The organism is Faecalibacterium sp. An122, assembly GCF_002160895.1.
Taxonomy (GTDB): Bacteria; Bacillota; Clostridia; order Oscillospirales; family Ruminococcaceae; genus Faecalibacterium.
Genome location: NZ_NFLL01000027.1, coordinates 15,369 through 33,778, shown reverse-complemented (window position 1 = coordinate 33,778; position 18,410 = coordinate 15,369). Strand labels below are relative to the sequence as shown.

General features: G+C 59.1%; 19 protein-coding genes. 9 read left to right on the top strand and 10 right to left on the bottom strand.

Annotated features, from left to right (window positions below; genetic code table 11):
• Positions 1–179: 179 nt before the first annotated feature.
• Positions 180–887, top strand: coding sequence for a carbohydrate-binding protein (locus B5E67_RS12730; protein ID WP_242956987.1), 708 nt, complete (start codon positions 180–182; stop codon positions 885–887).
• 369 nt (positions 888–1,256) lie between these two features.
• On the opposite strand, the gene B5E67_RS15495 is transcribed toward B5E67_RS12730, so the two are convergent.
• A complete protein-coding gene (locus B5E67_RS15495; protein WP_158098900.1) occupies positions 1,257–2,174 on the bottom strand; it encodes a LysR family transcriptional regulator in 918 nt (305 codons plus the stop codon).
• A gap of 157 nt (positions 2,175–2,331) precedes the next feature.
• On the opposite strand from B5E67_RS15495, the gene B5E67_RS12710 reads away from it, so the two are divergent.
• A complete protein-coding gene (locus tag B5E67_RS12710) occupies positions 2,332–4,338 on the top strand; it encodes an FAD-binding protein (RefSeq protein WP_087385583.1) in 2,007 nt (668 codons plus the stop codon).
• Between the two features lie 313 nt (positions 4,339–4,651).
• Here the strand turns inward: B5E67_RS12710 and B5E67_RS12705 are convergent, their stop codons facing one another.
• From B5E67_RS12705 to B5E67_RS12670, 8 genes are all read right to left on the bottom strand, one after another.
• Complete coding sequence (locus tag B5E67_RS12705) at positions 4,652–7,318, bottom strand: ABC transporter permease (protein WP_087385582.1); 2,667 nt, start codon at positions 7,316–7,318, stop codon at positions 4,652–4,654.
• Between the two features lie 14 nt (positions 7,319–7,332).
• Positions 7,333–8,001, bottom strand: a complete 669-nt coding sequence (locus B5E67_RS12700; RefSeq protein ID WP_087385581.1) for an ABC transporter ATP-binding protein — start codon at positions 7,999–8,001, stop codon at positions 7,333–7,335.
• A gap of 107 nt (positions 8,002–8,108) precedes the next feature.
• Positions 8,109–9,008, bottom strand: a complete 900-nt coding sequence (locus B5E67_RS12695) for a HAMP domain-containing sensor histidine kinase (protein ID WP_087385580.1) — start codon at positions 9,006–9,008, stop codon at positions 8,109–8,111.
• A complete protein-coding gene (locus B5E67_RS12690) occupies positions 9,005–9,688 on the bottom strand; it encodes a response regulator transcription factor (protein WP_087385579.1) in 684 nt (227 codons plus the stop codon). The genes B5E67_RS12695 and B5E67_RS12690 overlap by 4 nt, the downstream gene beginning before the upstream one ends.
• A 379-nt stretch (positions 9,689–10,067) precedes the next feature.
• Positions 10,068–10,475 carry a hypothetical protein gene (locus tag B5E67_RS12685; protein ID WP_087385578.1) on the bottom strand — a complete coding sequence of 136 codons (408 nt, stop codon included), beginning with the start codon at positions 10,473–10,475 and terminating at the stop codon, positions 10,068–10,070.
• 49 nt (positions 10,476–10,524) lie between these two features.
• On the bottom strand, positions 10,525–11,112 hold the full coding sequence (locus B5E67_RS12680) for a GyrI-like domain-containing protein (protein WP_087385577.1): 588 nt from the start codon (positions 11,110–11,112) through the stop codon (positions 10,525–10,527).
• 61 nt (positions 11,113–11,173) lie between these two features.
• Positions 11,174–11,368: a hypothetical protein gene (locus tag B5E67_RS12675; protein ID WP_087385576.1), complete on the bottom strand. Its 195-nt coding sequence runs from the start codon at positions 11,366–11,368 to the stop codon at positions 11,174–11,176.
• Positions 11,369–11,430: 62 nt separating this feature from the next.
• Positions 11,431–12,954 carry an OmpA family protein gene (locus B5E67_RS12670; RefSeq protein ID WP_087385575.1) on the bottom strand — a complete coding sequence of 508 codons (1,524 nt, stop codon included), beginning with the start codon at positions 12,952–12,954 and terminating at the stop codon, positions 11,431–11,433.
• 532 nt (positions 12,955–13,486) lie between these two features.
• Here B5E67_RS12670 and B5E67_RS12665 point away from each other — a divergent pair.
• The 7 genes from B5E67_RS12665 (at position 13,487) to B5E67_RS12635 (ending at position 17,493) form a co-directional block, all read left to right on the top strand.
• On the top strand, positions 13,487–14,158 hold the full coding sequence (locus tag B5E67_RS12665; RefSeq protein WP_087385574.1) for a response regulator transcription factor: 672 nt from the start codon (positions 13,487–13,489) through the stop codon (positions 14,156–14,158).
• On the top strand, positions 14,155–15,225 hold the full coding sequence (locus B5E67_RS12660; RefSeq protein ID WP_087385573.1) for a HAMP domain-containing sensor histidine kinase: 1,071 nt from the start codon (positions 14,155–14,157) through the stop codon (positions 15,223–15,225). The genes B5E67_RS12665 and B5E67_RS12660 overlap by 4 nt, the downstream gene beginning before the upstream one ends.
• Entirely contained in the window at positions 15,222–15,743 is a 522-nt protein-coding gene (locus tag B5E67_RS12655) for a hypothetical protein (protein ID WP_087385572.1), read from the top strand. The genes B5E67_RS12660 and B5E67_RS12655 overlap by 4 nt, the downstream gene beginning before the upstream one ends.
• Before the next feature lie 127 nt (positions 15,744–15,870).
• Entirely contained in the window at positions 15,871–16,359 is a 489-nt protein-coding gene (locus tag B5E67_RS12650) for a hypothetical protein (RefSeq protein WP_087385571.1), read from the top strand.
• A 110-nt stretch (positions 16,360–16,469) separates the two neighbouring features.
• Entirely contained in the window at positions 16,470–16,745 is a 276-nt protein-coding gene (locus tag B5E67_RS12645) for a hypothetical protein (protein ID WP_087385570.1), read from the top strand.
• Positions 16,746–16,772: 27 nt separating this feature from the next.
• A complete protein-coding gene (locus tag B5E67_RS12640) occupies positions 16,773–17,144 on the top strand; it encodes a hypothetical protein (RefSeq protein WP_087385569.1) in 372 nt (123 codons plus the stop codon).
• A 58-nt stretch (positions 17,145–17,202) separates the two neighbouring features.
• Positions 17,203–17,493: a hypothetical protein gene (locus B5E67_RS12635; RefSeq protein WP_087385568.1), complete on the top strand. Its 291-nt coding sequence runs from the start codon at positions 17,203–17,205 to the stop codon at positions 17,491–17,493.
• 310 nt (positions 17,494–17,803) lie between these two features.
• Here B5E67_RS12635 and B5E67_RS12630 read toward each other — a convergent pair whose 3' ends face one another.
• Positions 17,804–18,211, bottom strand: a complete 408-nt coding sequence (locus tag B5E67_RS12630; protein WP_087385586.1) for a DUF2871 domain-containing protein — start codon at positions 18,209–18,211, stop codon at positions 17,804–17,806.
• Positions 18,212–18,410: the final 199 nt, after the last annotated feature.

Sequence of the window (18,410 nt, the reverse complement as noted above, 5' to 3'; positions counted from 1 at the left end):
ATCGCTACCCGCTATGATAAGAGAGCGGATTCTTTTCAGGCTTTTCTTTTCCTTGCTGCTTCTGCTGTCATTTTCTCCATTTTGCACATATGAGCCGACTTCTCAGATACACCCTAGCTGTCTGTAACTAGGCTGGCGTTACTCTCGCCCAGAGTTCGGGCACCGCCCAGACTGTTCTCTTGTACGACGCCCCCTACTGCCCGGGCGATGCAATCGTTTTTACTCCGGATTGTGCAGGATATTACGCAATCACTCTGGAGGATACCCTGGGAGAAGAATTTGTCTATCTCAACGGCCAATCCTTTCGGTGGGAGATCCCCTTTGATGAGGGACGAATCAGCTACAACCCGCGCGCATTTGAAGGTACCCGGCATTACATTGCCGCCCGTCGTGCCACTCCGGCGGAAATTGCCTGCCCCCGGAACCTGGCCCGGAATGTCTACGACTGCCACGGAAATACCGCCTGTTTCCCTCATGCAATGGCCAATGTAGAAACCCGGAATGAGTCGGTATTTGCCGCTCGAAATGCCATTGATGGGGTAATCTACCCGCATTGCCATGGGCGTTACCCCTTCCAAAGCCGGGGAATCAATCGCCGCCCGGACGCTGAATGGCACCTGGACTTCGGGCGGCCGGTACGCGCTGAGACCCTGGTTCTGACAACCCGCGCCGATTTCCCCCACGATGCCTGGTGGACGCAGGCAACTCTTATCCTTTCGGATGGTACCCGCCATATTCTTGCATTACAGAAGACCGCAGAAGGACAGTCCTTTGACCTGGGTGGTACGATCATTGACAGTTTGACCCTTTGTGAGCTGATCAAAGCCGATGATCCCTCCCCTTTCCCTGCCCTGACGCAGGTAGAAGTCTTCGGAGAAAACATTTAACGATTCTCTTAGAAGATTCCTTTCGCAAAAACGCGGTCCAAATCCTCGGGCGTGTAGCCATCTCCCAAGGACTTGAACCGGACAAATTTCTTTTGATTCTTCCTTTGAATCGCTGGGCGCTTGCCCTCCTGGCACGCATATCCTGCCTGCTCAAGGAGGCCCACCAATTCCTGAAAATTCCGAGTGCGATCCCGGGAAGTCGAGTTGAATACGATACGATTGCGGATGTGCGTCCGGCCCGTATGGGCTGCTACAATTTCCCTGAAAAAGCGCTGAATTTTAACGAAAATCCCCACTGAAAGACTTTCCCACCGCATACGCGCAAAAATAGGGCTGCTGCTCAACGTTCGTTTTGCAACAGCCCATGGTTTAAAGCACCTGCGAGGAAACCGTATCTCGCCCACTGTTTTCCTCTGCACCGATTGAAGATAAAAAAGAATGGAGCGCGGGGTTTGTGTTGGATTCATTCCAGACCAGATTGATGGGAACCAGTTCGTTCTCAATGGGGATGGTCACAAGATACTTGGTAAAAGGCAGCTGGCGGAGGATGGGCTCGGCCAGGATGGTGTAGCCGCCGTGAAAGGCAATTTCAAAGGCCACAGCCTCCAGGGAATCGCGGAAAATCAGACGCTGCGTTTTCAGCCCCTTTTCTTCCAGGGTGTGGGAAAACAAATTCCAGGAATCCTTTGCCAGGGGAACGGTACAAAAGACCTCGCCGGTCAGCTGTGCGTTGGTCAGGGCGGAAAACCGGGCCAGATGGCTCTGGCGGTTCACCACAGCGTAGTGGGCCGCCTGGCCGATGCAGTGCTGGCGCCGCCCGGGGTAGCCCTCCACCGAGTACAGTTCGGTTACCACCGTCAGGTCCAGCTGGCCGTCCCGCAGCAGTTCCCGCAGCTCCTTGTAGTGGCTGGGGGTGAGCTGGATTTCCAGCCCGGGATGGGCCGCCTGAAAATCCAGCAGCTGCTCCACAAAGGGGATGCTCTCCAGCCCCCGCATGATGCCGACGGTCAGCTTTTGCTCCTCAGCGCTGCCGATGGCCCGGGCCCTGCTGGCGGCCATCTCGGCCAGGTCCAGAATCTGCTGGGCGTATTCATAATAGACGCTGCCTGCCCGGGTCAGCCGCACCCAGCGGTGGGTGCGGTCGAACAGGCTGATGCCCAGATCCTCCTCCAATAACTTGATCTGCTGACTGATGGCGGTCTGAGACACATAGTTTTCCTCTGCGGCGCGGGAAAAACTCAGGTGATTGGCCACCGAAACAAAATATTTCAGCTGCTGCAGTGTCATGGGCGGCTCCTTTCTGTGAGAAGTTCTGCTTATAAGTATAAGCAGAAAACAATGTTTTGCAAGAGGGCTCGTTTGCGATAAAATTAACGAGAAAAAGGGGACAGGGTTTCCCCGCGCATGGAACGACCTTGGATGTTTTTCAGAAAGGAAACACGTCATGAAAAAGATTTCCCGCAAAGGCTTTTTGAAGATTGCCGCAGCCACGGCCATGGGCGGCATCACGGCCGGCGCTCTGGCCGCCTGCCAGTCTGCGGCATCCTCTGCCGCCTCGGGGGCAAAGTACACCCCGGGCACCTACACTGCCACCGCCACCGGCATGGGCGAGATCACCATGAAGGCCACCTTCAGCGCCGACGCCATCACCGACATCGAGCTGGACCTGTCCAGCGAGACCGAGAACATCGGCCAGGTGGCCAAGGACGAACTGGTCAAGCAGCTGCTGGAGGCCCAGAACAGCACCATCGACGGCGTGTCGGGTGCAACCGTGACCAGCGATGCCGTCAAGCAGTGCATGAACGACTGCATCACCCAGGCCATGGGCGGCACAGCCGTCACCACCACCCCGGCAGCCGAGGAAAAAGCCAGCTGGCGCACCGCTCCCGACCCCATCGACGACAGCGAGATCAGCCAGACCTATGACGTGGAAGTGGCCATTGTGGGCCTGGGCTATGCGGGCCTGGCCTGCCTGGCATCCCTGGGCGAAGAGGGAACCAAGGCCATCGCGGTGGAGTCCATGCCCCGGGACAGCTGGTGGACCGTGGGCCATGACATCGGCCACATCAATTCGGAGTACCTGGCCAGCCACGGCGTGCCCCATGTGGATGAGGTGGAGTTCCTGAACAACTGGATGCTTCAGAGCCACAACAAGGCCAACCCCGCACTGGTGATGGAGTTTGCCAAGAACAGCGGTGCCACCGTGGACTGGTGGATGAGCATGGTGGACCCTGCCACCATCGAAAAGACCCGCATCCAGTTCTGGCCCGACAATGAGTACACCATCCACCAGCTGAACAATGGCCTGCAATACTATACCGGCACGGTGGAATGGTGGGAGAACGCCTGGAACAACGCCGCCAGCGGCCAGAAGAACAACAACACCCCCGGCGAGCTGGAGCTGAAGGACCTGAGCTGGAACGTGCTGGAGCACATCGAGGCCAACTACGGCGACTGTGCCAGTGTCCTGTTCGGGACCAAGGGCGTCCAGCTGGTGCAGGACGACGGCAAGGTCACCGGCCTGATTGCCAAGGACAGCGACGGCGCCTACATCAAGATCAACGCCAGCAAGGGCGTGGTGCTGGCCGGCGGCGGTTTCGGCGGCAACAAGGAAATGATGGAGGACCTGCTGCCCAACATCAGCCGGATGTTCACCGCAGAGGAAACCTTCAACGCTCCATTTGGCCGGGACGGCTCGGCCATCCAGATGGGCGTCTGGGCCGGCGGCCGCCTGGAGGGCGAAATTTCCACCATGAACTTTGACTCCATGACGGTGCCCGACTACATTCCCGGCCCCCTGTGGGTGGACGAGAAGGGCCAGCGCTTCCAGAATGAGGCCTTTGCCGGCCCCGAGATCAACGGTTTCTTCCTGGCCCGGGCCAAACGCGGCAACATCATCTCGGTGTACGACAGCACCTATGAGACCCAGATCCTCCGGGGCTTCCCCAGCCACCAGGGCTTTGAGTACGATATGCCCGCCACCGTGGAGGCCATGAAGGCCAACTTCACCGCCGCCCAGTCCGCCGGTGCTGCCGGCGCCAACGGCTGGTACTGCGCCGACACCATTGAGGAGCTGGCCCAGTACATCGGGGTGGACGAGGCCGCTTTTGTGGAGACGGTCAGCCACTACAATGAGCTGTGTGCTGCCGGCGCCGACACCGACTTCGGCAAGGACCCCCGCTTCATGAACGCAGTGGAACAGGGCCCCTTCTATGCCCACGTCACCACCCCGTCTCTGGGCTTTGCCCTGGTGACCACCGGCGGCTTTGTGACCACCAACCAGCAGCAAGTGGTGGATGAGGCCTATCAGCCCATCGAGGGCCTGTACGCTTCCGGCAATACCTGCGGCATGCGGTTTGGCCCCGAGTACATCACCCCGATTCCCGGCGTCAGCATCGGCATGTGCCTGACCCTCGGCCGCGACCTGGGCAAGTATCTGGCTGCCAAGTAATCCCCCCGCCGGGTCAATCTATAAATCAGAACAATCCGAGCCTTTTTCCAGTGGGAGAAGGGTTCGGATTTTTCGTTTTTATCGGGGAATATAATCCCGGCACGGCTTTTCCCGCTGCAAAGCGATGTAAGGGAAAGCAGGCTATCCGCCCCCTGCCTTAAGAGAAATGTGATCGAAACAATGACGGGGCTGCCGCAAAACAAACGTTGAGCAGCAGCCCCTTTTCCTCAGCATCGTCAGCAGAGCAAAACCCGGCAGCCTCCCCCTTGAAAGGCTGCCGGACTTTTTGTCTTTGCAAGAACTTTTTATCCGCTCACTCCTGCCGCAGCCGCTCCACCACCGGGATGTGCTGGACTGCCCGGCTGGTCAGCATCGGGATCCCGATGCCCAGCACCGCAAACAGGGGCAGCACCACCCCGATGGGCCAGAGGGTAAATCGATACGTAAAGAACCAGATCATCCGGTTGAGGACAGGCCCCAGGAAGGGGGCGCTCACCAGGATGATGCCCAGCGCCAGCGCCGCAGCTCCGGCGGTGTAGAGCAGGCCCTCGATGGCCAGCATGGTCCGCAGCTGGCAGGTGGTCATTCCGATGGACTGGAGCACCGCCAGCTCCCGGCGGCGGGCGGTGATGCCGGTGAGGATGGCGTTTGCGAAATTCAGCACCCCTACCAGCCCCACAATAAAGCTCAGCGCCCCGCCCAAAAGCAGGAACATCCCCCGCACGCTCTCAAATTCCCCGGCAAAGGTGGCTTTGCTCTCGTAGTCCATCTGGGGGTTCACATTTTCGGTATAATCCTGGAGGAAAGCCTCCATGGCGGCGGTGGCCTCCTCCGTGGTGTTGAAGGCGTAGTACATCACATCGGCGGTGCCGCTGTCCCGGAGGAAGGTCTGGTCGTCGAGGATGAAGGCATCGTCCCCGTAGTAGCGGTAGCTCAGAGCTCTGGGCACCGTCACCAGAGCGGACACCGTATAGTCCACATCCCGGTAGGTCTTGGCGCAGGAAGTGATGCTGTGGCCTGCCGCATAGGCGGCCTCTACCTGCTCTATCGGGAGCACCTCGCCGGTGTCGTTGTCGTAATACTCAAATTTCTCCACATACCGGACGGTTACTGTATCTCCCAGTTTGGCCCAGTTGCTGTCCATTTCTGGATCTCCGTAGTCGTCCTCCCGGTAGACGGCGGCAATCCAGTTTCCGCCGGGCTCTTTCAGCTTCTCCAAGTCCCCTTCCAGCACCGTCAGCTGGTCCAGGGCAAAGGGTTCCATGCCGCAGAGCTGGACATAATCCGCCAGGAACCCGGCGTCATTGCGCTGAGTGTGGTCTATCAGCCACTGGAGGGAGTCCTCCGAATAATAGGGGCGGTTCCTGGCAAGGAACCAGTCCTCCGGGATGAATTCCAGCATTCCCATGCTCTGGCCGTAGACCCGGGCGCTTTGGGCGACACCGCCCTGGGCGTTGATGGCGGCGATGGCGTCCTCCCCCACCGCCATACCGCTGTTGAAGCCGGTGGTGCTCACCTGCAGCTTGCCGGCATCTGCCACGATGAAGTCGGTGGCGGTGAAGTGGGCGGTGTATTTGTCCATGTCAAAGCCGGCGGTGAAGGTAACGGTCAAAGTCAGCAGCACCACCGCCAGGGACAAAGACACTATGGTGATGGCAGTTTTGCCTCGGCTGCGGCCCAGATTGGCCCAGGCCATGGACACCAGGGAGACCCCTTTTTCCTTCCGGCGGGCTTTGGGCCGGAAGGCTTTTCCCTCGGTATACCGCACCGCCTCCACCGGCGACACCTTTCCGGCCAGGCGGCCGGGGCGGCGGCAGGAGATCAGGACGGTGACAAGGGCAAAGAGTGCCGAAACCCCAAACAGCACCGGGCTGACCGATACGGTACCAATCACATCATTGAGCTGCGCCGTGATGACCGGGGTCAGCACCCCGCCCAGCAGCCAGCCCAGCAAAAGCCCCGCCGGGATGCCCGCCGCCGAGAGCACCAGCGCCTGGATGCGGATGATCCGCCGGATCTGCCGCGGGGTGGTGCCGATGGTTTTCAGCAGGCCGTAAAACCGGATATCCCCCGCCACCGAAATCTGAAACACGTTGTAAATAATCAGGTAGCCGGTGAAGAGGATCAGAGCCAGCATCACCAGGATTGTCAGAATCACCGACGGATCGATCTGGCTGGACAACTGGGCCCCGGTGTAGCCCCAGTTGACGCCGGTGGCGATATAACCCGGGGCGGCGGGGTCCTGGTCCTGATAGCCATTGTCCGCCAGAATCCGGCCCAGGTCGGCGGCGATGGACCGGGCGCCATGTTTCAGCATCACGTCCAGGTTCCAGGAGCCGGTCATCCCATCGGTACCCGGCGGTGTGACCCCCACCTCCTCCAAAATGGCATTTACCCGGCTCTCGGGAATCAGCACATGGTTGGCCACCACCGCCTCGTCGTACTCCCACCAGCCGCAGAGGGTGAAGGTCTGGGTGGTTTCCTGGCCGTCCACCTCAAAGGTGAGGGTGAACTGCGCCCCCAGCTCCGGAGTGATGCCCAGCAGTTCCAGCACATGGGTGTCGGTGGCGGCTTCGTCGGTGCCCTCGGCGGGCAGGCGGCCCTCCACCGGGTCGCAGTAGGTCCAATGGGCTTCGTTTGGGTCGGAATAGCCCACCTCCACATGGGATTTGTTGAAGGGAACGCCGGTGGGCATCCCCACAAAACGGCGCAGGCCCCAGTCCTCAATCAGGGGGTGTTCTTTCAGCTGGCTGAACTCTTCCTCGGTGAGGTATTTGAAACTCCCGTGGGCATACCCGCCCGCCTGGCGTAAGTTGCTCTGCTGCATCCCCTCGTTGATGGACAGGGCGATGGTGAACAGGCTGGTAAAAAGCAGCGCGGTCAGCGCGATGGCCAGCACCGCCACCATGTTCCGGGTGCGGTTCGCCCAAAGCGCCCGGAGGCTCAGCCGGCGGATGCAGCCCCGATTGGATACCTTCATGGTTTCGCCCCCTCTCACCGCGTCACAATCCGGCCGTCTTCGATCCGGACAATCCGGTCGGCCATCTGGGCAATTTCCTCGTTGTGGGTAATCATCACCATGGTCTGGCCGAATTTCTGCCCGGTGACCTTCATCAGGCCCAGCACGTCCTGGCTGGTCTTGGAATCCAGGTTGCCGGTGGGCTCGTCCGCCAGCAGGATGGCAGGCTTGGCCGCCAGGGCCCGGGCGATGGCCACCCGCTGCTGCTGGCCGCCGGAAAGCTGACCTGGCAGGCTTTGCAGCTTCTTTTCCAGGCCCAGGGTGGACACCACCTCCCGGACAAAGCCCTCATCCACCGCCCGGCCGTCCAGCTGGATGGGCAGGATGATGTTCTCCCAGACGCTGAGCACCGGGACAAGGTTATAGGCCTGGAACACAAAGCCGATCTTCCGGCGGCGGAAGATGGTCAGCGCCTCATCTTTCAGCCCGAAGATCTCTCTGCCGTCCACCCTGACCGTGCCCGAGGTGGGGCGGTCCAGCCCGCCCAGCATGTGGAGCAGGGTGGATTTGCCCGAGCCGGAAGTGCCCACAATGGCCACAAATTCCCCCTGTTCCACCGTGAGGTTCACCCCGTCCAGCGCCTTTACCTGGGTATTCCCGGAGCCGTAGTATTTTTTCAGGTCTCTGGTTTCCAAAATCGTCATGCAGCATTCCTCCAAAAGAAAAGTCTGTATCATCCTTCGACAATACAGACTTTACCACAGAAATCTTTCCCTGCCCTTTCGAGAAGATGACAGTTTTGAAAGAATCCTTATTCCCGGGGCAGGAACAGGGCAAAACAGCTCCCTGTGCCCGGTTCGCTTTCCAGCTTGATGTAGCCGCCCTGCTTTTCAGCGATCTGCCGGGTCAGATACAAACCGATGCCCACCCCTTCCGTCTGCCAGGCTCCGGGGGCCCGGTAAAACCGGCCGAAGATCCTGGCCTGTTCTTCTTCGGGGATGCCGGGGCCGGTGTCCCGGACACAGACCGCCGTGAACATCTCATAGGGCCGAACCTCCACCCTTACCGCCCCGCCTGCGGGGGTGTATTTCACCGCATTGTCCAGCAGGTTGCAGAGGGCCTCCTCAGTCCACTTGGGGTCGAAAAGGGCCCTTGCCTCGGTCACACCCACCGTCAGGCGGATCTGTTTTGCCTCGGCTTTGGGGGCGTACTGGGCCGCGGCCCGCTGCACCACCGGTGCGATGGGCCCGGGCGCAGGGTGGAGGGCCAGGATCCCGGTTTCCAGCCTGGAGGTTTTGACCAGCGCTTGGATCAGGGTCTCCAGCTTTTCGGCCTGGCCTGAGATGGCCTGCACGCATTCGGCCTGCTGCGCCGTGAGAGGCTGTTCTTCCAGCAGCTGGGCATAGAGCCGGAGATTAGCCACGGGGGTGCGGGTCTGGTGGGAAATGTCCGAAATCAGTGCGCTGATCTGGTCTTTCTGGGCCTTTAGATTTCGGGCCGAGAGGGCACTGGCCGCCAGATACCGGGCCAGGCGGCTTTCCAGAGCGGAAAGCCGGGTCTCGTCAAAACTGCTCTCCGAAAATGCGCCCTCCATGGCAGCGGTAAACATCTCGTCCAGCCGCCTCAGCAGCCGGGCCTGCCGCCAGCGCGACACCAGGACGACCCCGGCGGCCAGCGCCAGCGCCACACCCGCAGCAATCCACCCGATCATGGGTTCACCGCCCAGGTGTAGCCGATGCCATACACCGTTTTGAGATATTCGGGCTTTGCGGGGTCGACCTCCAGCTTGGCCCGCAGCCGCTTTACCGTGACCGAGAGGGCGTTGGGCTCCACCGCCCCGGCCCCGTCGGGCCAGACCTTTTCCGCCAACAGCGACCGCGGAACAGTGCGGCCCCGGTTCTCCACCAAAACCCGCAGCAGCTTCTGTTCGGTTTTGGAGAGCTCCACCTTTTCCCCTCCCCGGCGAAACTCCATCCCCTCGAAGTCAAAGGAAAAGGGGCCCAGCTGGAAGGATACGGGAACCTTCGGCGCATTCCGGCGCAGCTGGGCCGCCACCCGGGCCCGCAGCACCGCCAGGGAAAAGGGCTTGGTGATGTAGTCATCCGCCCCGGCTTCCAGCCCGGTGACTTCGTCCAGTTCCAGGTCGTTGGCGGTCAAAAGGATGACCGGGGTGTTCTCCCCCGCCGCCCGCAGCTGACGCAGCAGCTCAAGCCCGCTGCCGTCCGGCAGATTGATGTCCAGGATCAGCAGGTCAAAGCGCTGCCGGGCAAGCCGTTCCCGGCTTTCCTGCAAGGTGCCAGCCCGGATCACGGCCCGTTCCGGCGCTTCCAGCGCCATCCCGATGCCCCGGCCCAGGGCCGGATCATCCTCCAGCAAAAGAATCGATTCCATGGAAATATCCTTCTTTGATTGAGATTCACGGTTTTGCTCTAGTATAGCGGAAGAGGCGGGAAAAGGCAAACAGGGGGTGGAGGATTTTGGAATGCAAAAAAGATTTAATCATTATTTTTTAAAAGAAAAAGGGTGCTCCCCGAGGGACGCACCCGATTCGAAAAAAGCTGTCTTCGCCGTGCAAATCTTTGCGAGGACCTCATCCGGGCGTTTTCAGTGGGGCGGCGTGCGGCATCGGACACAAACAGTGGGGACTGCTCTGTTTTGGGCATGGCAAAGCCTTCTTTTAGAAAATTCAATCAAACGAAAAGGCAGGGAGTTTCCGCTCCCTGCCTTTTTGCTCATGCGATGATCATGGATGGAACGCCAAAGTCATACCTCATTTCTGGAGATCCCAGGCGAGTTCATATTTTCCATCCGCCCCGGTAAACCGGGTGGTAACATACAACCTGTCTCCCGGCTCTACAGAAAGGATGGCGCTGGGATGCTCCTGATCCAGAACCACAAGGTTATCCTTTTTCTTATCCCTGATTTCCACGCAAACCGTTCCCTTGGTAATCACGGATGAAAAAACAAAGTGATAGCTTTTTCCCGGTTGGAGGCGGATCACCCGTTTGACAGTCCCGCGGCAGGACGTAAAGCTGGCCTTGATGCGGTTCTTGTTTTTTCCGATCCGGGGATACCCCTGATACACCAGCGCCGACTTGGAGTTGATGACGCCGACGCCATTGATATAGAGAAGATAAACCAGACCAAATACAGCGATCAAACCGGCCAGCAACAGCAAGAGTTTATTCACCCTTCTCTCCCCCGCCCTTTCTTTTCATTTCCCGTCGTTACTTTAAGATGGGCACGCACAATTCGCACAGGTGCCGGTCCACCAGCTCTTTCCGGTAGCGTTCCATCACAGGCCGGGACGCATCCACAGTGAACCCCAGGGCAGGCAGCGCGGCAGAATATCCGCTCCATGCGGCCTGGACAGCCTCTGCGGTGTGTTCCAGCAGAAACACGGCATACATTCCGCCGACCAACTGCCCCGGCACAACCTCGTCTGTCTCGGGGATCGTTTCCTTATCCCAAAGCATACAGACATCGTAGCGGCACGCCTCTGCCTTTGTTATGGATGGATTGTCCCACGGGATCCCCAGAAGAGTGGTCTTCTGCTCCCACAGGCCATGGCTGCTGATCCACCCTTTCATGCGGTTCATCAGCCGACGGTTCTCGGGGCCATACGCTCCGACCCTTCGCATCAAAAGGACGGCGGAAGGCTCCATGGTTTCTTTCTGTACATTCAAATAAAACGGCACAATGCTATCTCCATTCTTGGTAGAAGTACATCGATGTCTGAAATCATCATACTGCCATTTAAAATGTTTTTCAAGCGCCCTTTTAAAAGATTCTATAATGTTTGAAAAAGACTGCATTCAATAAAAAGCAGCCCTGCACGGGCTGTGCAAGGCTGCTCTATACCTATTTGTTTCTCTCTTACTTGCGCTTGTTGTGTTCTTGGGCGAATCGATGGGCATTTTTCATGCCGCCGACTTCTTTGAACATGCGCTCGCACTTCTTGCGTTCAATCGCCTTGCCGCTCAAGCCGTCGCAACTGGTTTCATGCTCCAGCTTGCAATAACTTTCCAGGCGGAGGACATCCAGCTCACCGGAATCTACGGCTTTCAGCACCGCACATCCGGGTTCATTGATATGGATGCAGTCACGAAAACGGCAGGCTCTGTGCGGAAAAGTCAGGCATTGAGAATTTCCTGGGCCGTGGGATCATTGGCATCCAGCACCACCACACGGCGGTTCTTGACTGCTTCCGACTCCACAAAGTTTCCGCTGCTGTCCCGGTCCTGTCCCCGGGGGAAGGGGTCCGCCGCATAGCCCAGTCCCACCGTCAGCAGCTGATCTTCCGGGACGCCATAGGCGCTGACCAGCAGGTTCTTGACCGCTTCGGCCCGCTGGCTGGACAGCCGCACGCAGGATTCCTGTTGGCCGTCGGTGGCGGTGGTTCCCGCCAGCAGAACGGGGTGATCCGGGTGAGCCAGAATCACCTCGGCCACCGGAGCCAGAGCAGCCTTGGCGGCCTCCTCATCCACAAAGATCGCCTTGTTGGACACAAACATGATCTGGGTTTCATCCAGCGAGAAGGGTTCCTCAAAGATCAGCTCGGACACCGTCTCGGGTTCCCGTTCCACCTCGGTGGCCGTATCCTGCGGGGTAAAGTGGGCAGAAACCCGGAAAATCAGGTTTCCGTCATTGCCTGCCTTCTGTGAAACAACGCCGTAGTAGGTGGTGTTGGGGGAAAGCTGAATCTGCCGGATGGTGACCGAACCATCTCCGTTGGTTCCCGACTCCCACACCTGTTCTCCCAGTTCATTGTACAGGCTGAATCCAATGGTCCTGTAATATTGGCCTTCAGGAGCCAGCAGGATTTCATAGTCGGTGCCGTCCCCGGTGGCAAAGGAGTACCACTTGCGGGAGCCGTTCACCTTGGCCCGGACCATCTGTTCCAGCTGGAACGCCGTGGCTCCGCCCTGGGCCGAACCGCCTTCCAGATCCAGAATTCCCTCCGCCTGGGACTGGGCAGCAGATCCGGCGGTCTCTTCCGAGGAGGCGCCGGAGGATGCGTCCTCCGTCTCGGTCAGGGAGGACAGCCGGAAGGTCAGAGCACCATGGTTCCCCTCCGACTGGGCCACGGTGGCAAAGTAGGGCGTATCGGGCGAAAGCTGAACCTGCCGGACGGTGACCGAGCCGTCCCCGTTGGTGTTCGACTCCCACACCAGTTCTCCCCGACGGTTGTAAATGCCAAAGCCGATGGTTCGATAGTACTGTCCTCCCGGCGCCAGCCAGACTTCATAGTCCGCCGCGCTGCCGGTAGTAAAGGCGAACCACCGGCGGGAACCATTCACTTCCACCTGGACTTTCTTGCCCAGCGGCAGGACCATGGCGTCCACCTGGGCCGGGCCGCCTTTCATGGCCACCGTATCAGCCGGAAGGCTCTGGACCGACGACGCCTCCGACGATGCCTCCGATGAGGCTTCGTCCTGCTCCGGCTGGGAGGATGCAGCCTTTTCCTCCTCCGACGCGGCGCTGGAGGCAGGCTGGCTTTCGGGTTTGCTTTCAGCTTCTGAAACGGCCGAAGATGCAGAAGAAGCCGAGGAGGCCGGTTTGCTGTCGGCCGCCGATTGGGCCGGCTGGCCCTTGCCGCAGGCGGCCAGCTGCAAAACAAGCGCGGCAGCCAGACACCCTGCAAGAATCTTTTTCAACTTGAATTCCTCCTTTTCGTTCCATTACCTGGTATTTTCCCTTTTACCCGGTCTGTTTTTTCTATACTAACACAAATACTCCTGCCGGACAACCGCTGCAGCCTGGACAAACCCCACAAAAAAGTTCATCGTTTTGCACAGAAGCACTTTGTTTTCCCCGCCGGCCCGGTCCAGGCAGGCTCAAGCTGGAAGTGCCCGAAACTCTGATTTTTGCCGCCAGTCACAACAGTATGGTGTTCAGCGGAGATTCAAGCAGCATCACCTTTTTATTGGCGGCATCCAGCAAGACCTCGCAGCCAATCGGCATGGGTGCGTAGCGTTCCCTTTAACCGTACCCCTCCCCCGGCGGGAAAGCCCTGCCTTTCATTTTCTTAGACCAGCTGCTGGTCCTTAACAATTCTCAAACAAAACTCCAAACTTTGCGCAACGTTTCCGCCTTATAATGATTTTGAAAAAGCAGTACCGCCAGCAGGAAAAATCTGTTATTCTTATGCTGAACAGAAAACCACTCCGGGGTGAAAGGAAGAAAAGCATGATTCATATTCTGATAGTGGACGACGACCCCAAATTAAACAAAACAGTCTGTGTTTACCTCAACGACTGCGGCTTTGAGGCCACCGGCGTCCTGAACGCCCAGGCCGCTTATGAGGCTCTCAACGACCGGCCCTACGACCTGATCGTCTCGGACATCATGATGCCGGGGGTGGACGGCTTTGCCTTCGCCCGGTCGGTGCGGCAGCTCAACAAGCACATTCCCATCCTCTTCATGTCGGCCAAGGACGATCTGCCCTCCAAGCAGAAAGGCTTCCAGCTGGGGATAGACGACTACATGGTGAAGCCGGTGGAGCTGGCCGAGCTGGAAATGCGGGTGCGGGCCCTGCTGCGGCGGGCCAACATCGAGGCGGAACGCAAGCTGACGTTGGGCAATCTGGTGCTGGATGCCGACGGGATGACCGCCGAGATCGACGGGGAGGAAATCCCCGTCTCCAAGCGGGAATTCAATATCCTCTACAAGCTCCTCTCCTACCCCAAAAAGACCTTCACCCGGGCCCAGCTGATGGACGAATTCTGGGACGCCGACACCGACGCCAGCCTGCGGGCGGTGGACATCTACATCACCAAGCTGCGGGACAAGTTTTCATCCTGCGACGGCTTCGAGATCAAGACGGTGCGGGGTCTGGGCTACAAGGCGGTGCTGTTATGAACAAGCGTACCAAGGACGAAAGCCTCTTCCCCATGTGGCTGTTCTTTGTATATCTGGGGGTTCTGCTGCTGATGTCGGGCATCCACAGCGGCCTGCTGCTGGGGGCTGAACAATGGGGCTGGGGCAGTCTGACCCGGACCCTGTCCCCCATCTTCTACTGGGCCGCCGTGGCCGGCGGACTCACCGTCTTTACCCGGTATCGGATCCGGATCACCTACGAGGAACCCATGCTGCGGCTGGCCGACGCCACCCAGAGAGTGGCCAAGGGGGACTTTTCGGTGTATCTGGCCCCCATCCATACCCCCGACAAAACCGATTATCTGGACCGGATGTTTCTGGACTTCAACAAGATGGTGGAGGAGCTGGGAAGCATTGAGACCCTGAAAACCGATTTCTTCTCAGATGTGTCCCATGAGTTCAAGTCGCCGCTGGCGGTGATTTCGGGCAGCGCCGATCTGCTGAAAAAGAGCCCTTCCCTCTCCTCCCGGGACCAAAAAGAGGTGGACAGCATCCAGGACGCCACCCGCCGGCTGGCCGACCTCATCCAAAACATGCTCAAGCTGAACAAGCTGGAAAAACAGACCATCCGCCCGGCGCCCTCGGTGTTCGACGTCTGCGCCCAGGTGTGCGGGTGTGCGGTCCAGTTTGAGGACCAGTGGGAGAAAAAGAATCTGGATTTCGAGGCGGATCTGGAGGACAGCGCCGCGGTCTATGCAGACCCGGGCCTCACCGAGCTGGTGTGGAACAATCTCCTGTCCAACGCCATCAAATTCACCCCCGAGGTCGGGACCATCACCCTCACCCAAAAGACCCTGGACAATTGGGTGGAAGTCTCAGTGCAGGACAGCGGCTGCGGCATGACAGCCGAAACCATCCGCCATATCTTCGACAAATTTTATCAGGGCGACACCAGTCACGCCACCCAGGGCAATGGCCTGGGTCTGGCGCTGGTGAAGCGGATTCTGGAGCTTTCCGGCGGGGAAATTGCGGTGGAAAGCCAGCCGGGAAAAGGCTCGCTCTTTACGGTCCGGCTGCCCCGGCCCGACGGGCAGGAGGCGCAGGAATGAACAGCGACAAGAACTACCGGGCCTATGAATATATGGAAACCTCCGTCCCGGACAGCAAAGCCTCCTTTTATCTGGACTGCTACCAGAGCTTTGGCTGGCAGCAGGACGAAAACTTCCCGCCCCAGGCGGCCAGGGGCAAAGTCCTGCTGAAACTCAAGCGGGACCGCCGCATCCTCAACAAAGCCGAGCTGACCCGGCTGCAGCGGCACTTTGAGGCCGATCTGGCGGAAATTGCCGCGCTGGAGCGCTCCAAAACCACTGCCGCCAATCTCTGCGCCCTGCTGACCGGCCTGCTGGGAACGGTGTTCATGGCCGGGGCCACCTTCGCGGTGGTGGCCGACCCGCCCATCGTTTGGCTCTGCGTGCTGCTGGCCATCCCCGGCTTTGGGGGGTGGATTGCACCTTTTTTCCTATACCGGGCCGCCATGGACAAAAAAGCCCGGCAGGTACAGCCCTTCATTGAGGCCAAACTGGACGAAATCTACGAAATCTGCGAAAAAGGCCATTCGCTGCTGTAGGCAGGCGGATGCAGGACAGCCGGTTTTCCGGCTGTCCTTTTTTCATCCAAAACAAACCTGTCCCAAACAAAACCGAAACCTTCTCCTGGTATCCTGTCCCCAGTGATTGCAGACAGGAGGCAGGAAGATGAAAGAAATCACCGTTTTATTGACCCGGTATTCCGACCGGATTTCCAGTTTCGTCTACCACGTTGCAGGCCACGGCTACACCCACGCTTCCCTGGGCCTGGGCGGAGGGGTTTATTACAGCTTCAACTACCGGGGATTCTGCGAGGAAACCCTGGAAAAACACCGCCGCCGCGGCGTGGAACAGAGCCTCAGCTGCGTGCTGGCGGTGTCGGACCAGGCCTATCAGGACATCCAGGCCCGGATCGAGACCTTCCAGCGGCGGCGGACCGAATACCGCTACACCCGGCTGGGGGTGGTGTGCTGTCTGCTGCGGATTCCCTTCCTCTGGCGCCGGCACTATTTCTGCTCCCAGTTTGTGGCGGAAGTGCTGAAACAATCCGCCGCCTTCCCTCTGGCCCGGCGGGCACAGCTCTATCTGCCCAACCACCTGTGCCGGGAACTGCTGGCCAGCAGCCAGCTGGTCCGCCTCCAGCGCAACCCGGTCTGAAAATTAATCTTTCTCAAACAATACTCCAACCAAACCGCCATGTTGTGCGAGTAAAATCTCTCTTGCAAACAGCGAAAACCCATCCAAACATCCAAAGGAGGACCAACGCGATGGCAGAATATCATCTGAAGCCCGGCAAGCTGGGCAAAAAAGTCATGGACGCCTACCAGAAAACTGAACAGGCCTTTACCGAAAAGTTCCTGGAAGAAAATCCCGGCAGCCCCTCCGGCTACAGCCTGAAAACCGGTCCTGCGGCCCAGCAGGCTGTGAATGCCTACAGCAAGATCGAGGGCGGCGTCGTGGGAGCCTACAAAAAAGTGGAGAACGCCTTTGTGGACGCGTTCCTCGAAAAAACCGACGCCCCGTCCGGCCCCAAGGCCGACTGACCCAACACCTGACAGGAGGAATCCAACATGAAAAAGAGCAATTTTATAGCCATGATCCTTGGCACCATCGGCACCGTGTTCTTTGCACTGGGCATGTGCATGGCCCTGATTGAGGACTGGGGGATGTTCCGCCAGGGGGTGATCTGCGGGGTCATCGGGATGGTGGTGCTGCTGGCGGCCCTGGTGATCTGGCGCCGGATGGAGGGCAAGCAGCCGGTTCATCTGGACGGCAAGACCCTGGGCACCATCCTGGTGGCGGTCGTGGGCGCCCTGCTGCTGGGGGTCGGGATGTGCCTTTCCATGGTGTTCGAGCTGATGGTGCCCGGCATTGTGGTGGGCCTGATGGGGATTGTGGCCCTGCTGATGCTGATCCCTCTGACCAGGGGTCTGAAAGATTAAACCTTGTTTCGCGCTGAAAAAGCCAGTTATACAGTAAATTGAAAAGGAGAAACCAACCATGAACGCAAAAGAGACCATGAAACTTCCCGCCAGCTGCACCCTCATGACCGAGGAAGAGATGATGTACACCGACGGCGGCACTGCCGCCGAGACCGCCGTCAAGGCTGTCATCGCGGTGGGCGGCGCCGCCGCCCTGCTGGTGGTGGGCTGCATTGCAGCCCGGGGCATTCTGAGCATCTTCGGCGGAGTGGATTCCGCCATTGACAGCTCGGTGGACGCCGGCAAGAGCTTCATCGGCGGGGCCCTGAGCGCCGGCCAGAATTTCCTCAATAACCTGATGGGCCTGTAATGCCGGCCCGAAACGCTTCAGATATCTTCTCTTTCCATAATCATGTTCCGGCACCCTGAGAGGGCGGAACAGCAGGACGTTCCCACCGGGAGCGTCCTGCTTTTTGCTGCCGCTGCTGCGATGGGCACCGGCGCACAAAAGGCAGCCATCCTCCACAGGAGCCCAAAGAACATCTTGGACACGGCCGAATCGAATCAACGCCAAACGGCCCGCATCCTGCGCAATACAGGATACGGGCCGCTCTGGTTGTCTGGCTGTGGCGGCCTTTCCTGACGGGAAAGCCGCTTTTAATGTTTTGGCACAGGCGGGGTTACGAGATGCTGCGCTTCACCTGCAGCAGCACCAGCACCATGCTGACGCCCAGCAGGATATGCCCCACCCCGGCCATGCCGGAAATGGCTGCATCCATGCCGGAGGAAAGGCTGGTGCCCAGCACCTGGAACACGCCCCGGATCACCAGCATCACCACCGTCAGGTTCAGGCCCACATGATAGACGGCCAGCACCCGGCCGGTCTTGGGCCCGGTGAAGGACAGGTTCTTCTCCAGCAGGACCATCAGCAGGAAAAACACCATTCCCAGCATAAAGTAATGGGTGTGCACAAAGCCCAGACTGGTTCTGCCAGTGAAACCGATGATTTTGGTGAACTCCCGGTAGAACACGCCGCCTACCATGGCGAGAATTGCGTAGATCAAAGCGGCATTCATATAGCGTTTCATCATGATGTATTTCTCCTTATCATTCGGCGGGCGGGCGCAGGCCCGTCGCCGCCCTGTGTTTCTTCAATATGAACGATGTTCATTATACAGCAAACCGCCGCATCTGTCAAGCGCTCCCCTTCCTTTTGGCTGGGTTCTCTTTTGCGCGTCGCACCGTTCCTTCTGCTTTTGGAGTGCAGCCTGTCGCCCCAAAAGTCCC

What these genes read in the sequence shown, in the direction of transcription:
- B5E67_RS15495 (WP_158098900.1), bottom strand. Translation starts at nt 2,174, where the DNA reads ATGACACTGCAGCAGCTGAAATATTTTGTTTCGGTGGCCAATCACCTG.
- B5E67_RS12710 (WP_087385583.1), top strand. Translation starts at nt 2,332, where the DNA reads ATGAAAAAGATTTCCCGCAAAGGCTTTTTGAAGATTGCCGCAGCCACG.
- B5E67_RS12705 (WP_087385582.1), bottom strand. Translation starts at nt 7,318, where the DNA reads ATGAAGGTATCCAATCGGGGCTGCATCCGCCGGCTGAGCCTCCGGGCG.
- B5E67_RS12700 (WP_087385581.1), bottom strand. Translation starts at nt 8,001, where the DNA reads ATGACGATTTTGGAAACCAGAGACCTGAAAAAATACTACGGCTCCGGG.
- B5E67_RS12695 (WP_087385580.1), bottom strand. Translation starts at nt 9,008, where the DNA reads ATGATCGGGTGGATTGCTGCGGGTGTGGCGCTGGCGCTGGCCGCCGGG.
- B5E67_RS12690 (WP_087385579.1), bottom strand. Translation starts at nt 9,688, where the DNA reads ATGGAATCGATTCTTTTGCTGGAGGATGATCCGGCCCTGGGCCGGGGC.
- B5E67_RS12680 (WP_087385577.1), bottom strand. Translation starts at nt 11,112, where the DNA reads ATGCAGTCTTTTTCAAACATTATAGAATCTTTTAAAAGGGCGCTTGAA.
- B5E67_RS12665 (WP_087385574.1), top strand. Translation starts at nt 13,487, where the DNA reads ATGATTCATATTCTGATAGTGGACGACGACCCCAAATTAAACAAAACA.
- B5E67_RS12660 (WP_087385573.1), top strand. Translation starts at nt 14,155, where the DNA reads ATGAACAAGCGTACCAAGGACGAAAGCCTCTTCCCCATGTGGCTGTTC.
- B5E67_RS12655 (WP_087385572.1), top strand. Translation starts at nt 15,222, where the DNA reads ATGAACAGCGACAAGAACTACCGGGCCTATGAATATATGGAAACCTCC.
- B5E67_RS12650 (WP_087385571.1), top strand. Translation starts at nt 15,871, where the DNA reads ATGAAAGAAATCACCGTTTTATTGACCCGGTATTCCGACCGGATTTCC.
- B5E67_RS12645 (WP_087385570.1), top strand. Translation starts at nt 16,470, where the DNA reads ATGGCAGAATATCATCTGAAGCCCGGCAAGCTGGGCAAAAAAGTCATG.
- B5E67_RS12640 (WP_087385569.1), top strand. Translation starts at nt 16,773, where the DNA reads ATGAAAAAGAGCAATTTTATAGCCATGATCCTTGGCACCATCGGCACC.
- B5E67_RS12635 (WP_087385568.1), top strand. Translation starts at nt 17,203, where the DNA reads ATGAACGCAAAAGAGACCATGAAACTTCCCGCCAGCTGCACCCTCATG.
- B5E67_RS12630 (WP_087385586.1), bottom strand. Translation starts at nt 18,211, where the DNA reads ATGAAACGCTATATGAATGCCGCTTTGATCTACGCAATTCTCGCCATG.